19 protein-coding genes are annotated in these 14,655 nt (G+C 31.8%); 13 read left to right on the forward strand and 6 right to left on the reverse strand.

The genetic code is table 11. The annotated features are described in order from the left end of the window. Positions 1-12 precede the first annotated feature (12 nt). The 3 genes from ACJROP_RS08205 to ACJROP_RS08215 form a co-directional block, all read right to left on the reverse strand. Positions 13-204, reverse strand: coding sequence for a hypothetical protein (locus tag ACJROP_RS08205; protein WP_406534986.1), 192 nt, complete (start codon positions 202-204; stop codon positions 13-15). Between the two features lie 6 nt (positions 205-210). Beyond that, a complete protein-coding gene (locus tag ACJROP_RS08210) occupies positions 211-492 on the reverse strand; it encodes a GNAT family N-acetyltransferase (RefSeq protein WP_406534987.1) in 282 nt (93 codons plus the stop codon). A 132-nt stretch (positions 493-624) separates the two neighbouring features. Further along, positions 625-1,824 (reverse strand): ATP-binding protein, encoded by a 1,200-nt coding sequence (locus ACJROP_RS08215; RefSeq protein WP_406534988.1) that lies wholly within the window; start codon positions 1,822-1,824, stop codon positions 625-627. 248 nt (positions 1,825-2,072) lie between these two features. Between ACJROP_RS08215 and ACJROP_RS08220 the strand changes: the two genes are divergently transcribed. The 13 genes from ACJROP_RS08220 (at position 2,073) to ACJROP_RS08280 (ending at position 11,730) form a co-directional block, all read left to right on the forward strand. Then, positions 2,073-3,188: a tyrosine-type recombinase/integrase gene (locus tag ACJROP_RS08220; RefSeq protein ID WP_406534989.1), complete on the forward strand. Its 1,116-nt coding sequence runs from the start codon at positions 2,073-2,075 to the stop codon at positions 3,186-3,188. Positions 3,189-3,893: 705 nt separating this feature from the next. After that, on the forward strand, positions 3,894-4,031 hold the full coding sequence (locus tag ACJROP_RS08225; RefSeq protein ID WP_296884158.1) for a hypothetical protein: 138 nt from the start codon (positions 3,894-3,896) through the stop codon (positions 4,029-4,031). Between the two features lie 149 nt (positions 4,032-4,180). Continuing rightward, positions 4,181-4,498, forward strand: coding sequence for a hypothetical protein (locus ACJROP_RS08230; protein WP_406534990.1), 318 nt, complete (start codon positions 4,181-4,183; stop codon positions 4,496-4,498). Between the two features lies 1 nt (position 4,499). Continuing rightward, positions 4,500-4,724 (forward strand): hypothetical protein, encoded by a 225-nt coding sequence (locus ACJROP_RS08235; protein ID WP_405267568.1) that lies wholly within the window; start codon positions 4,500-4,502, stop codon positions 4,722-4,724. Further along, entirely contained in the window at positions 4,717-4,851 is a 135-nt protein-coding gene (locus tag ACJROP_RS08240; protein ID WP_292888908.1) for a hypothetical protein, read from the forward strand. Before ACJROP_RS08235 ends, ACJROP_RS08240 begins: the two co-directional genes overlap by 8 nt. Positions 4,852-4,880: 29 nt before the next feature. Next, entirely contained in the window at positions 4,881-5,438 is a 558-nt protein-coding gene (locus ACJROP_RS08245; protein ID WP_405267566.1) for a hypothetical protein, read from the forward strand. A 32-nt stretch (positions 5,439-5,470) separates the two neighbouring features. Next, on the forward strand, positions 5,471-5,965 hold the full coding sequence (locus tag ACJROP_RS08250) for a hypothetical protein (RefSeq protein ID WP_292888910.1): 495 nt from the start codon (positions 5,471-5,473) through the stop codon (positions 5,963-5,965). A 15-nt stretch (positions 5,966-5,980) separates the two neighbouring features. Continuing rightward, positions 5,981-7,681, forward strand: a complete 1,701-nt coding sequence (locus tag ACJROP_RS08255; RefSeq protein WP_406534991.1) for a hypothetical protein — start codon at positions 5,981-5,983, stop codon at positions 7,679-7,681. 377 nt (positions 7,682-8,058) lie between these two features. Further along, the gene (locus ACJROP_RS08260; protein WP_406534992.1) at positions 8,059-8,391 is read left to right on the forward strand and encodes a hypothetical protein; all 333 of its coding nucleotides are present in this window, start codon (positions 8,059-8,061) and stop codon (positions 8,389-8,391) included. Positions 8,392-8,739: 348 nt separating this feature from the next. Further along, complete coding sequence (locus ACJROP_RS08265; protein ID WP_406534993.1) at positions 8,740-9,567, forward strand: hypothetical protein; 828 nt, start codon at positions 8,740-8,742, stop codon at positions 9,565-9,567. Beyond that, positions 9,560-10,588: a hypothetical protein gene (locus ACJROP_RS08270; protein WP_406534994.1), complete on the forward strand. Its 1,029-nt coding sequence runs from the start codon at positions 9,560-9,562 to the stop codon at positions 10,586-10,588. The genes ACJROP_RS08265 and ACJROP_RS08270 overlap by 8 nt, the downstream gene beginning before the upstream one ends. A gap of 708 nt (positions 10,589-11,296) precedes the next feature. Further along, entirely contained in the window at positions 11,297-11,506 is a 210-nt protein-coding gene (locus ACJROP_RS08275; RefSeq protein WP_406534995.1) for a hypothetical protein, read from the forward strand. A gap of 5 nt (positions 11,507-11,511) precedes the next feature. Then, positions 11,512-11,730, forward strand: a complete 219-nt coding sequence (locus tag ACJROP_RS08280) for a KTSC domain-containing protein (protein ID WP_406534996.1) — start codon at positions 11,512-11,514, stop codon at positions 11,728-11,730. A 136-nt stretch (positions 11,731-11,866) separates the two neighbouring features. Here ACJROP_RS08280 and ACJROP_RS08285 read toward each other — a convergent pair whose 3' ends face one another. From ACJROP_RS08285 to ACJROP_RS08295, 3 genes are read right to left on the reverse strand one after another with little or no spacing between them, the layout of a single operon-like run. Beyond that, entirely contained in the window at positions 11,867-13,276 is a 1,410-nt protein-coding gene (locus ACJROP_RS08285) for a phage terminase large subunit (protein ID WP_406534997.1), read from the reverse strand. Then, positions 13,269-14,078, reverse strand: coding sequence for a hypothetical protein (locus ACJROP_RS08290; protein WP_406534998.1), 810 nt, complete (start codon positions 14,076-14,078; stop codon positions 13,269-13,271). Before ACJROP_RS08290 ends, ACJROP_RS08285 begins: the two co-directional genes overlap by 8 nt. 12 nt (positions 14,079-14,090) lie before the next feature. Next, complete coding sequence (locus tag ACJROP_RS08295; RefSeq protein WP_406534999.1) at positions 14,091-14,339, reverse strand: hypothetical protein; 249 nt, start codon at positions 14,337-14,339, stop codon at positions 14,091-14,093. Between the last annotated feature and the right edge of the window lie 316 nt (positions 14,340-14,655).

A 14,655-nucleotide genomic window follows, 5' to 3' on the forward strand; every position in this document is an offset into this window, starting at 1 on the left:
AAAAATAAGACATTATAATTCAATATAATATGGACAGATATTGACAAATTCATCATTATCTAACCTGAATCCCTTTGGAATGACACCAAGCTGTTTGAATCCCAATTTTTCATATAAGTGTCTTGCAGATAAATTATCTTCAACAACAGCATTGAACTGAAGAATTAGAAAATCAAGTTCTTTTGCTTTTTCAATCGAATCCAAAACCAGTTATTGACCAATGTGTTTTCCTCTTGCTTTTGAAGACACTGCATAGCTAGCATTGGCAATATGACTGCATCTTCCCACATTATTTGGATGGAGAATGTACAGTCCGAGAATTTCACCGTCAAATGCAACCCCAACATGACTTTGACTGTTGAAAAAATCCAAGCCTGTCTTTAATGTCAGTTTTTCTTCTTGTGGAAATGCATTGCCCCCATCGACAATTTCATTCCAGATTGAAATCATTTCAGGCAAATCATCCTTGGTGAATTCTCTAATAATCATCATTTAGTTAATTTAAAAATAATGTTATATAAAATTTACATTAACAATTCATTTACCAAATGAAACTTGCTTTTGAAAAGTTTTTGATGAGAATTATTCCATATCATTCCCTCAACTGATAGTACGTAATATTCACTAAATTTCATCACCCAATAAGAAATCCAATATATTCATATGTTTTATTCCATCTTGGGACATGTCAAATTCATCGGTTGATATGACATATTTCGGATAATTGTCCTTAACCAGAAGCAAGGGTCTGAATTCCCTTTCAATTGTCTCCTCGTGTGACAGTTCCCTTGTTACTTGAACATAGATTCTTTCACCCATTTTTTTGCAGACAAAATCAATCTCATAATTTCCAACACAACCGATAGTTATTTCATATCCTCTTCTTAAAAGTTCAAAATAGACAATATTTTCCATGATTCTGCTGTTATTAACCTGATTTCTGCCTATGCGCACCTGGTTGAATCCCTGATCGACACAATAATACTTTTCATTAATGGACAGTATTTTCTTGCCTTCCAAATCTTCCCTTTGCACTTTACACAAGAGACATGCATTTGTAAGATAATCCAAGTAATTGTATATAGTTTTTGGAGAAACCTTAATCTTCTCTTTTGTGCGCAGATAATCGGAAATGCTTTTTGAAGAAACTATTTTTCCAGTATTATCAAGGATAAAATCAACTATTCTTGTAAGCAATCCAGCATCTCGAATGTTATATCTTTCAATAATGTCTTTTAGAAATATTGAATTAAAAATATCATTTAAATACTCCGTTTTATCGATTTCAGATTCGAGAGAAAGCAGAAATGGAAATCCCCCATAAATCAAATAATCAGTAAATGCTTTTTTATTTGGAGGCGTTTTTTTATAGTCGAGATATTCCTTAAATGAAAACGGATACATTTTGATTTCCATATATCTTCCAGCGAGATGAGTGGCCAATTCTCCGGACAACAGTTTTGAATTGGAACCTGTCAAGTATATATCACAGTCATAATCTACACGAAAGCTGTTGATTGACTTTTCCCATTCGTCAACATTTTGAATCTCATCAAAAAACATGTAGATTTTACCATCCATATCTTTTGTCAAATCCCTTACAAGCAGATCCAATTCACGAGGATTTGAAACATTCCTGTATTTTGCACTTTCAAAATTAATTAAAAGAATATTATCTTTACTGATTCCTCTTTCAAGCAGTTCTTCTATGATTAAATTAAACATGTAAGACTTGCCGCATCGCCTTACTCCAACAATGATTTTAATGATATCCTTATCAATCAATGAAGAAATCCTATTCAAATACAACTCTCTCTTTACCATAATTATACTTATGAAATTATTAACATATAAGTTTATGTTTTTTTAAAAATAAAAATTATAAACTTATATAAATATTGATTTTATTATATAAAAATTATTGTAGTATAAGTTAATGAATTAAAATAATCTTTGTTGAGAATCAATATGACTCATGAAATAGTTGTTCCACTTATCACATTTTGAAAAATTTTACTTATCAAATGCTCTCACTCAACTTTTTTTATATGTGAATAACATAGGTGATAAGTATGATGAACAACGAGCTACTAAAAAATTTAGCGATAAACTGCAACCACGCTGAGAGAACACAGCGTAACTATAGTAATGCATTAAGGAAATACAGCGAATATTATGGTATGAGCCTTCAGGAACTTCTTGATGAAGCTGAGGAAGATGAAAGAAATAATGTTAGATGGAAATACAGCCGTTTAAAAACTAAACTGCTTGAATACAGACATCATTTATTAGAAACTTCCGCATGGAATACTGTAAAAAAAGACATTACCATCATCCAATTTTTCTACAAATTCTATGACATTGAAGTGGGAAAACTACCTAGAATCAATCAAAAATCCGTGAAAAAATCTCAACCAATATATTTCAAGGATTTACCTGACAAAGAGATAATCAGAGAAGCATTTAAAATAGCACCGCCTTTAATGAAAGCAATAATTCTGTTTTCTGCATCCAGCGGATGTGCCAAAGCTGAAACATTAGGTCTGACCATTAAAGATTATATTGATGCTCTTTCAGAATATCTTCCTCGCAGGAAAAGAGACATTTATGATATAATTGATTATCTAAGTGATGCCGGTGATATTATTCCTACATTCAGGTTGTTAAGGAGAAAAACAAACAAATATTACATTACATATTGCAGTCCTGAAGCGGTTAGGGCTATCAATGCATATCTCTTAACCAGGGAAGATGAATTAACAGATGAAAGTCCGCTTTTTAAAATAAGTGAAAGGCGTCTGACTTATCACTATCAGAAAATAAATGATACCCTTAATCTTGGAAGAGTTGGAAACTACGGAAGATTCAGAAGTCACATGATGAGGAAATTTCATGCAAGTGCTCTTTATAATGACGGCATGAGTCTGGATAAGGTTAACGATCTGCAGGGAAAAGCCAAAAATTCAACAGATTCAGTTTACTTTATGACAAATCCTGAAGACTTGAAATATGAATACATTAAACATTTGCCCGCCATTACAATAAATACTGATGTTAAAAAGTTAACCATCAAATCTCCTGAGTTTATGCAATTGGAAAAAGAAAATGAAGTGTATCAGAACAGGATACATAAACTTGAAAGTGATGTGGCCAGTATCATATCACGTATGCCTGAGGCAGGCAAATAATCTATTAACTGAAAAGTGAAATTTATACATTTCACTATTCTTTACTTTTTTTGTTAAACACCAATTGTAAAAACATCGGTGTTTTATTTTTATGGATAAACAAATCAATATTGAATTAAACTATTTTTTAAACAATATTTACTAAAATACAAAACAAAATGTTTATATATTCATTTTTACATAAGTATAATTGCCATTATGTGATGGGAACAATTTTACGAAGTGAAAGCAATTTTTCACTCCCGTACAACTTTCCCCTATAATGCGTAAACAGTCAGCATATGGAGGTAAAATATCGAGAAAAGCAATGAAAAAAAGATCATGAGAAAAGGATTATAAAAAAATAATGTTATTTGAACAACGAGCTATAATATTATTTTTGATATAATCCTAAAGGGTCAGTGTGAGAAAAATAAAAATGATTAGCAAGTCGACAAACATGTTAAAAATTAATACTTTTCAAAACTTAACCCAATATCTAGTTTATTTTAAGGAATATATAAATATTTTCACATTTAAACAAAGCAAAACTTATTTTATTCTAAATATTGGGAAAATAATGGAAAGTTGATTTTACTCCAATACTATTTTTGTTTTTCAAAAACTTCTGGCCCTGATGAGTTTTAGACCGTTGAATTTGCACACCCCAGTAATACAATGGGAAAAAAGGAGATGAAAAAAATGTGCAGTATAATAAAACCCCGGATGGGTGAAGTAATTATTACAAATAACTTCCAGGCACTTGAAGAAGCTATTGATGAGATAACTGAAACAGAAAACATAAGAAATGAAAGGGAATTCTTTGAGATGTACAGAATCAAGATACTGAAACTGGATCAATAGCTTAGAGGTTGAAATGAAATCAAAAATATTAAAGGAGACTAATATGTTAGAGCAAGACGTGAATGGAGTGCCTCATGTTTTAGTCCCAAGAGACGTATGGGATGACATATGGGCAGTATTAATTTATATCAAGGATTCAGGTGAATTGCATGAATAGCTATTCACCATTCAAAAGACAGGTGGCTGAGATAGCCCCTCACAATCAGTTCGATGACAACTACCACGGCATCCTCACCCACAAGGGCGAGATTAAGGTTGCCAAAGGTGATATGGAACAGGAAATCCTCTACATTGACGATGATGGTATTGTGCTTGTGGATGGCGGTAAAAAGGCCTACCAGACAATGATACATTCAAAGCTGTTGGGCTTGATTCATTATGCTGCTGCAGGTGACATTGGCCTAATCAAATTCATAAGGGGAGAAGCTTTCATTGTTGGATTTAGGAAAACCAAAGGAGATGACTGATATGCAGGAGACAATTCTTGAAATGCAAAGAAACCTTGATGATAAACATTTCATCGCTTTCATATCTGCAAATGAAAATCCTCAATCTGTAGCATTGAAATCAGATGAACTGAAATTCCCTGACAATAAAACAGTAGTGATCCGTAAAAAAGGCGGAAGAACTAAAATAATTAACTTGAATTTAATTATTGAAATCTGCATCAGGAGACTTGGTCAATATGCCTAAACCAGCAAGATTATACCCGAAACCGGAACCGATGAAGATTAATCCAAAATTGGTTTTTATTGGAAGCATTGCATTTGCTATAATAATCGGATGGATTGGAATTGCAACAAGTACCGGAGGAGTCTAAACTCCTCCAATAATATTTAAGGTGATAATATGGTAAAAGCTGAACTTATAGAAAATCCTCAGGAAAATGAGGTAATGAAAGTTGTTGATAATGTTCCAGATGTCGATACAGCTATTGAACAGTGGGACGCATATCAAAAACTCTGTAAAGGACTGTTGAACGAAACAGACTATCAGGAAATCATAGTCAAGGAGAAAGATGAAAACGGTAACTATGTCAGCGTGAAAAGACACTTCAAAAAGAAATCCGCATGGCAGAAGCTATCCCGTGCATTTAACGTGGATACTGAAATAGTTGACCGTGACCTTGAGCGAACCAAAATGGGAAGGGTGCGTGAAGCCTACTACTGTGTTCGTGCAACTCTTCCAAATGGCAGAAGTGTCGAATCAGATGCACTATGCTCCAGAAGTGAAAAAGGAAAAGACAAAGTTTCCGATCACACAATCATGTCTACTGCAAAAACCCGTGCAACCAACAGAGCTATTGCAGAACTTATAGGAGCTGGAGAAGTAAGTGCTGAAGAAATGACAGCTGAAAAAATGGTTACACAAAACCAGTCAAAATTTTTAAAAGAAGATGATTCCTAAATCCTCTTTAATATTATTTAGGAGATGTTAAAATGAGTAATGATAGACAAAGCATATTTACAAGCACACAATTGGATTATGAAGAAATTGTAGAAATCCCTGAAGGATATGAAAAAGCAGAACTTAAAGACTTTGAAGATGGAACCCTAATCACAGGAAGACCACAAATGTCTTCAGTTACCTCCTACACTTTCGACTATGACGGTGAAGAAAAAACTGTAAACAGATTCAAACTCTTTATCTTCAAGGATGACGAACAGCTATACGTTGAAATAAATGTTAATCTCAAAAATGATGGAGACCTTCACAAAAACATCCGCAAAGGAAGCGTGCTCTTTGACTTTTTGACTTCAATTCTTGAACTTGAAAATGCTGGTTCAGTCGGCAAATCCAATGTTGTCCGCAATGTTGACCTTGCCGAATACCGTGAGTTTGTTAACAGATTGTCTGAAATGACAATTCAGGTCAAAGAGAAATCCGGAACCTACGTATACTACAGTTTCATCGTACGTGATGTCCAGGTCTAGACGGAGCAAATAACAATGAGTAATGTAGCTGAATTACCCACAAAAGATACAATAACCCTCATTATCAATCCTAAAAATCCTGATAAGGTTACATATGTATTTAAAAACAAGTTTGGTAATAAGATTGGAGAGTATCTAAATAAATCTCCAGCTACATTATCTTCTCAAAGTAATGTCGCAAAGCACTACAAAGAGATTATGGATCCGAAAGGCAAAGCAGAGCCAAAGATAATCAACCGTCAGTTTTCAGAAGTCAAACAGCTATTGCAGCTCAACTATGAAAATGAACTTTCAGTCATTGAACAGGAAATAGCTGACAAACTTCAGGCAGAACAGGAAAGAGATGCTACCAAATTAAAGGAAGCTATCACTAAACTTCAGTCACTGCACTGTCCTTTGGTTTATATCGGCAGTGTCATTGAATGGCTTACTGCAGGTGAGAGGAACAATATATTGTATGCATTCACCGTATATGCAGGACAGGTTGTTCTGGGAAATCCAGTATCTGTAATATGTCTGGGTGAGGCCAGCAGCGGAAAGTCCCACATTCAGGAAACTGCATTAAGACTGATTCCGAAAAGGTTCATTGTCAATGAAAAGAAAATCACTGAAGCTGCCCTGTTCAACCGTGCCAAAACAGACAGGTATTTCTATGACGGCAAGATTGTCAATTACGGTGACATGGGTGGAAATAATGACCATGAGTTTATGGAAGAGTCCAAAAACCTCATGAAGGAACTGCAGTCAGACGGCTTTCTGAACAAACCGTTGAGCATACCTGACGGTGAAGGCGGATGGGAAGTCAAGGACTTGAAACTTGAAGGACGGCCTTGCTTAACTTATACTACAGTGCCTAATCATAATTTCGATGAGCAGGAAATGAGTAGAAGCATATTCATTACTCCAAGAATGGACAATAAGGATATCTTCAATCGCAGAAACACTGCTCTGGAATTCAAGCACGGCAAAAGCTATAAGATTCTAAAGAAATATGAAAGGGAAGCTGAACTGGTGCCGTACATGCTATTGCATCTGAAGGAAGTCTTTGAAGACATTGTAATCATAAACCCTTATGTTTACTTTGTCATCAACTTTCTGAAGAACTCCGCTTTCTATAAAAGGGATTTTGACAAGTTCAACGGCATACTGAAAACAATAACTGCGCTGAATTACTATAACCATGAAATCCATGAGATTGACGGCAAGAAAGTAATTTTGACAAATATTGCTGATGTGCAGCAGTTCATGAGCTTGCTTAAACCATACAAGGAAAGCATATCTGCAAACCTTGCTCCAAAAGCGGTTGAGGTTTTAAATGACATCAGGAACAATATCGATGATTGGAGAATCAATAAGGACAGGGAAGTATTGGATATGGGAATTACAACCAATGAATACTTCTCACTCCAGAATCTTGAATTGAGTAAGGCATCAGTCAGAAAATACATATACGAACTGGCAGACCATGGATTTCTTCAGGTAACTACCCAATCCGGCAGATCCAATGTATATGACCTGGCAAAAAGTGAAGTTGCATCCATCAACTATGATTTAAAACACATGGATGATTCAATATATGAAATCATTAGCTATGAGATTGGCGAATGGGTTTTAGACATTATGAAGGAAGATAAGTTTATTGAGGGGTTAAGTATTATGAACTTTGACAGCACGATTAAAAAACCACCATGGATGGGAAAACCAAAAAAACCGTGAAAACTCAAAAAACCTAAAAAACCTGAAAGTGGAAAAACCATGAAAACTCATAAAAACTTTTCAAAAAGTTTTTTCGCAAAAATTGTTCAAAATTGTTTTTAGGCAAATTCAAGAATTATTCATTGAGTTTGATGGTGATTTTTACTATCGGAAAATTAAAAAAACCATGATTTTCAGGAATGGACGGGAGGAAACTTTCAAAAAGTTCTCCCACATACCCCCTGAAAAAAATAGTTTTTATAAAAATATGTATAATGAAAAAGCCATAAAAACTGTCCGTTTTATCATTTGAGAACTGTGAGTAGTTTTTTAAAAAAACTTTTCAAAAAGTTCTCAATAGTTTTTATGGTTTTTATAAAATTATTGAAGTGATGTAAATGAAATCTATAAGACAGCAGATAATCGAAGCCAAGAAGGAAAAGACTCAAAGAGAGGAAGAAATATGGTTTGTTGACTACTGCAACAACTGCAAGACAGGACTGGCTTCAGAATGTGATATCCCTTGCCATCATCCATGGTATTGTTGGCATGAAGGCGAATCAGCTATTGTTCAATCAGAGATTGTCAGAATAGATGAATTCAGAAGACTGCATGGATACGTTACTTCACAGATGTATTATGAATACAAGGAATTAAGAAAAAGACAGCGCCAGCTAATATGGAAAAATAGAAAAAAGTTATTAAAAGGTGAATCTCTTAAATATCATTAACATGAAATGGAAATTGCAACTATCAGATGAAACACAAAAAGAAATCAAGATTGAAATATAAATTAATTCCATTGCCTATATTGTTCTAGCATATTATTAGACATATTGATAAAAAAAACTATGCCCGCCTATTTTTCTAAAAAATTTAAAAATAATTTTTACCATATTATTAGATATAGCAAATCAATATTTATTAAAATACTGTTAGAAGAAGAGATAATATTAAAAGTATAATGCATAAGTATAGATTCTATTTAATAAATTTAATCAGCAAAAAGAAACAAATAATAAATTAATAATTAATAATAATATTGAAAGCTAAATTTATTTTTAATAGGGGCAGTTACAATGGCTAAAGTAAGAATAGGAGCTATAGAACAAGAATTAGTTGATAAAACTAAAATTTATAAAAAATTAACAGGCACCTCAACTGTAGAATTAGTTGAAAGATTATTAAGTAATTTTTTTAATAATGCATTACTAACTAATGATTATTTAGAATTAGAAGAACCTTTTTATTTTGTCAATTATTCTATACTATATGAAGATGAAATTATTAAAGCAACTTTAGAAAATCCTTTAGGAAGTGTTTTAAGTAATCATAAAATAGAACCTGAAGACATTTATTTAGTTAATAAAATTCCAAATAATCTTGATACTTTTGAACCTGAATTCAATAAGTTCTGTTATAAAAAAAACCCAAATAGACATAAAGGAATTTATGTTTTTCATAATTTTGAAGCTTTATCTGATAACCCTGAGAAAACTTTAGTCACTCATGCTATTTATTTATTTGATTATAATGAAGCTGAAAATACTTTAAATATTGAAGACATAACTTTTACAGATAATTTATCATACATTATAGATTTATCCACTCATAAAAAGGTATATGATTCCATAATTGATGAACTTAAAAATTATGACAAATGGATATTTGAAAAAGGTTTAGATCCTGAAGACCCAGAAAAAATTTGTTTAAATTATGTTTATGTTTTTAGTTCTATGGAAGTTATTGAACCTTATGAAGATAAAGTAGCCATGAAAAATTATTTAATTGAAACTGGTTCTTATAATCCTGAAAATGAACTTAAAGGAATGAAAACGTTTGTAATTAAGAACAGGAAGTTAATTAAACCTACTGATTTGTTAAAGGAAGTGTTAAAAAATGAATAAAGAAAAAAATGAATCTTTTACAATTAAATTTAAACCTTCATTAATGGAACAAGTAGAATATTATATTAAATTAGTTAATTCAACTAAAACTGCTAAAGAACCTAAACTTACCAAAGCAACATTTTTCAATAGAGTTGTAACTAATTATTTTCAACATACTGTTCTAACTAATGATTATATATCATTAAAAAATCCTTTATATTTTAATTCTAAAGAATTACTTGAAAAAGGTTCCGTTAAATGTTCAAATAAAAAACCTACTGATTTAGATAATGTTTTTATAGTTAAACGAGTCCCCAATAATTTAGATAATTTAGAAAAAGGTTTCTTTGATTCTATTTCTTATTATTATGAAAGACCCTACCAACATAAAGGAATAGTTTTTTCAGCTATTCAACTTTCAGAAGATAACAGTTTAGAATCCAAATATTTAGTATTTGATTATAATGAATTCCATACTGATGAAGCTGAATTAATTATCAGTATTTTAAAACCTGAAGATTTAACTAATTATTTAGATATTGAAAAAGATAAAGAATTAATTTTAAATTTAAAAAAAGTTGCCAATAGCTTTAAAAAAGATTTAAAAGAAGCTGTCGATTTTTATTCGGAGAATAAAGAAGTTCTTAATGATAAAGATTCAGTTAATGAAATTCCTAATGAGCTAGTAATAAAATTCTCTAAAATTGGATTTAATACCGTGCAATATTACTGTTATAATTTTGATAGTTTTGTGCCAATTAGGTTCTATTCTAAACTTCAACAATTGTTAATATTCCTAAATAATGCTCCAACAGAAGAAGTCAATAAAATTGAAGAAGAAATAGGCATTTCTAAAACTGATTTGGAAGTTTATATTGATACTTTTAAACTTGGGGAGAATTATGAATTTAATTTGTTTTTCATGAAGATAATTTTAAATGAATATTCTTTAGATTTCAATAAATTGGTCAATGGCTTTCTTAATGAAGAAGAAATTTCTGTTTTATTTAAAAATTATTTTTTTAATGAAAAAGCATAGCTCCAATTTATTATCATTTTGCCATTCTTATTTTTACTTTTTCTTTTTATATGGTTGTTTTATTAGAACTATTTTAATCATATTTCAATATTAAATTCACTATTTTTTCATGTAGATTTAGTTTTAGTTTTTTCAACATACTATTCTTTTAATTATAGTATACTATTTTTTAGTTAATGGTATACTTTTTTATAACAATTAGTACACCAATACAGTTTTTTCATCATATTTAGTGTACCATCATAAACTAAATGGTATACTCTTTAATTTTAAAATAAAGAAATATACATTCTTATTTTTAACAATACATTTATATATGATGTATTATAACATTATAATAGTCATTAGTAAGGTGTTAGAAGACATACATCGTTTATAACACTTTTTTATTGAACTTATTGTTAACAATATACTGGAGCTTCAAAATAAAAAAAATAAATTCAATTGAAAAATATGACATTTAAAACTAAAAGAACTAATGGAATATGTTTCAATTAGAATTAGGAAAATGAAGGTGATATAATAAAGACTGAAAAAATTAAACAACAATTTTAACAAGACCAAAAGCAAATTAAAAAGACATGAACAAGACATGAAAAATTATAATATTCTCAAAAACACAATGAATTAGATAATATTCAACAGTAAAAAAAATATTATTATCAATTTTTGCTACCAAATAAAATTAAAATGAAGAAAGTGATATCCATGAAATTAGATAAAAGTTTAGTAATAAAAATATCAGAATCCGGAAATGAAATGGGAACAGCCGAAATATTAGATCATGTTATTGCAATACAACTTGATAAAATTGAACATCATTATACCAACAATACAACAAAAATTACTGAATCAAGTGAAAAAGCAATAGAAAATATGATTAAACTATTAGAAATGAGATATAATAGAAGAGGATGATTCAAATGGAAAGAGATATGAAACCCGTAAATTCAAGCAACTTAAGGTCTGTAGGATATAATCCTATGAGTGAAACATTAACAATTCAGTTCCATTATGGACACATCTACGAATATTACCATGTTCCACAATATGTATACAATGGTTTAATGCTCGCTTCATCCAAAGGAGAATATCATCACAGATATATTAAAAATTCATACCCATACAAGAGAATACAATAAAATTGAAATGTTAATCAAAGTATTCACTCTTGTGAATGCTTTTCTTTTTATATTTTTTCAATACCTCATAAAAATCTAATTTTGAACTTTTATAAAATTGAATTACATTTAGATATAACCTAAAAAACAAGTTAAATCATGTAGAATACCACCTATCCACATCCACTCTTTTAGGCTGTTTTTCATTAGCTATTTTTTCATATCCTCCAGTGAATGCCACAACGCAGTCATCGTGAATGGCCTCATTGGGATATGCTGTAATTTTTTCCAGAAATTCCATAGCCCACTTTTTTGTGAACCCTGTCCTATCCTTGCCAACTAAATATATTCCATTCTTTTGAATATCTGCTGAAACTCTTCTTGCTCTGTCAACTTTGTTTTCTCTTGAGTTTCCAGTGCCTGTTGTGAATCCTCTTCTGTTTAATTCATCAATGATTAACAATCCGAAGTTCTTTCCTGTAGAACCATCAAGTTCTATGTACTGCACGTCTGATTTGTCACGTGCTGCAGTATTGATAATTTCATTTATCAGGTTTCTTGATTCCAATTGAAACTCGTATGAGTCCACAATGTAGATATTGCCGTTAATATCTTTAGCCAACAATACTCCTGCTGTATAATCCGGATCACTGCCTTTCAATTTGTCATCGTTTAAGACTTCAGTTGCTGCAAGATCCCAGTACCTGATGATCCTTATGATTGGTATTTTCAAAAAGTCGCTATTGGAAATCAGGTGGAAATCTGACTCATCGAAAAGCTGGCCTTTGATAGTTGCATACCAGTTACCGTTCATTAATTGTTCACGGGTTACTCTATCCAATCCCATCAAGTATTCTTCATAGTCCTTTCTGTCCAGATAGATATTGTCCAGATAGCTGGAGCTGATAAACCTTATTTGTGACTTATCCTGTATGTCTTCATCTATCTTTTCGATGAATCTTTCACGAACCCATTTGTTTCCACGTTTACCAGGATTGCTTGAACACATCAGCTGTGTCGGAAGCTTGTTGTCTTTTGTTTTCCTTACTCTGGAGCGCATGTAAATGTATTTGAATCTTTCCAGTTGTGTTAATTCGTCAATGCCAATGAACTGATATTCAGAACCCTGATAAGTATCAAGGTCATTAATGTTTCTTAAATATCCAAAAGTTAGTGAATTGCCATTGGGAAATGTCCATGAGTGTTCGGTTCCATCCCACTTTGGCCGGATAGCTGGATTATTTTGAATTTCCTTTCTGTTTAACCATTGACTGGCCTTATGAATCAAAGCTCCTTTACGCTTCAGGTCAGATAATGTACGTCTCAAGATTAACGCATGATATTCATTGACATCATCTTCAACGTAAAACAGTGCCCTCATTAAGAGACTTGTTGATTTACTTCCTCCTGCTGCACCTCCGATTAACACTTCCTTTTCTGTTGCCAGTATCATCTCAGCCTGCTTTGGAAATGGAGTAAATGGTATGTATGGATTTTCATATACGCATTTCTGAAGAATAGCTTTGTCTTTCCCGTCCAAATAGAATTTCCCGTTTTCATCATACATTATTATCATCAATCTGTTTTGCCAGAACCTCTATTTCATTCATAATATCTTTTTGAGACATTTCAATTCTTTTATCTTCAAGTTCAAGAACTCTGTTTTTGAACAGCCTGTCCATTTCATCCTTGAAAAGTTTATTTTTAGCTTCAAATGCTTTAACTGATAACTCCAAATATCTTATTTTTAATTCCTCCAAATCCAGTAAATATCTTCCAAGGCTTTTTTCATTTGCATGATATCTTACTTCACGCTCCAGCTTTTCAAAGTCAATTTCAATGCCAACAGCATTTTTAGTTATTTTATCCAAGTTTTCAAGTCCTGTCTTGATGTCTGTGACCTGCTGCTGAAGTATAGTATCAATGGCCATGTCGATATTGTCCTCATAAACATTATTATCTGTAATCTGCTTTTGTGCAATAGCTCTATTTGTTAGAGCCTGCTTGTCTCTTGCTCTTGAATCTTTATCCTTATCTGTTAATTGATATTTCTTTTTGAACCTTGAAAATGATGCTCTGCTTACTTCAAATTCATGTTCTTCAGCAAGCCATCTTCTCACACTCGCATCTGTTGCTCCGGATGTCTTCATAGCTATTATTTCATCAAGCATTGTTTCTAGAAAATCATTTTTTGTCAGATTTAATTTTGCCTTGAATTTCCTGTAGGTGCTGTCTGCAACATCTCTTTCGTATTTTGTTTTTAGAAGTTCCCTGACTTCGTTGTTGCTCATTCCCTTTCGACAGCAGTTTATTATCTCCTGTTCGTGCTGTTCCAAAAAGTATATGATATCTGAGTTTCCTCTGCCCATGGTGACGGCTCCCTATAAATCTTTCAGTTCCCTTTCAAGTTCTTCTTTTCTTGCTTCAATCAGTCTGTATTCTGTCTGTTTTATTATTTTTTCATAATCAGGGTTGGTATTTATCAGCAATAATGTGTCTTCTGCATTTCCCATAGCTATGAGTTTTGCTCCAAGTTCGTATGCGTCCTTGTGGGTGAATGCTGAATCTTCTACAATTTTCTTGAGTGTGATGTCCACTCTTGCGCTGATGTTTGTCTTTTCTAATAACATAATACATATATTTATTATGTTTTATATATAAAATTTTATTATGTAAAAAATATAAAAGTAATAATAAATTTTATTATTACCTTTTACAATCAAAAATAGTTTTTTTAGAGCCATATACGGGGGCAGGTTTTGAAGTCTTATTCATCACCCATTTCTTCAAGTTCTTTTTGAAGGTCTGCAATCTGCATTTCTTTATAGAATCTTTCGAACCTTCCTGTTTCAATGAGAAAAGCTGAAACTTCAAGAGCATCCCTATAGGTATAATTGGACTCTTTGATAATTTGCTTTTTATCTTCATCCATGTAGGATGATGTAT

Source organism: Methanobrevibacter sp., from assembly GCF_045220775.1.
In the GTDB taxonomy this organism is placed as follows: domain Archaea; phylum Methanobacteriota; class Methanobacteria; order Methanobacteriales; family Methanobacteriaceae; genus Methanocatella.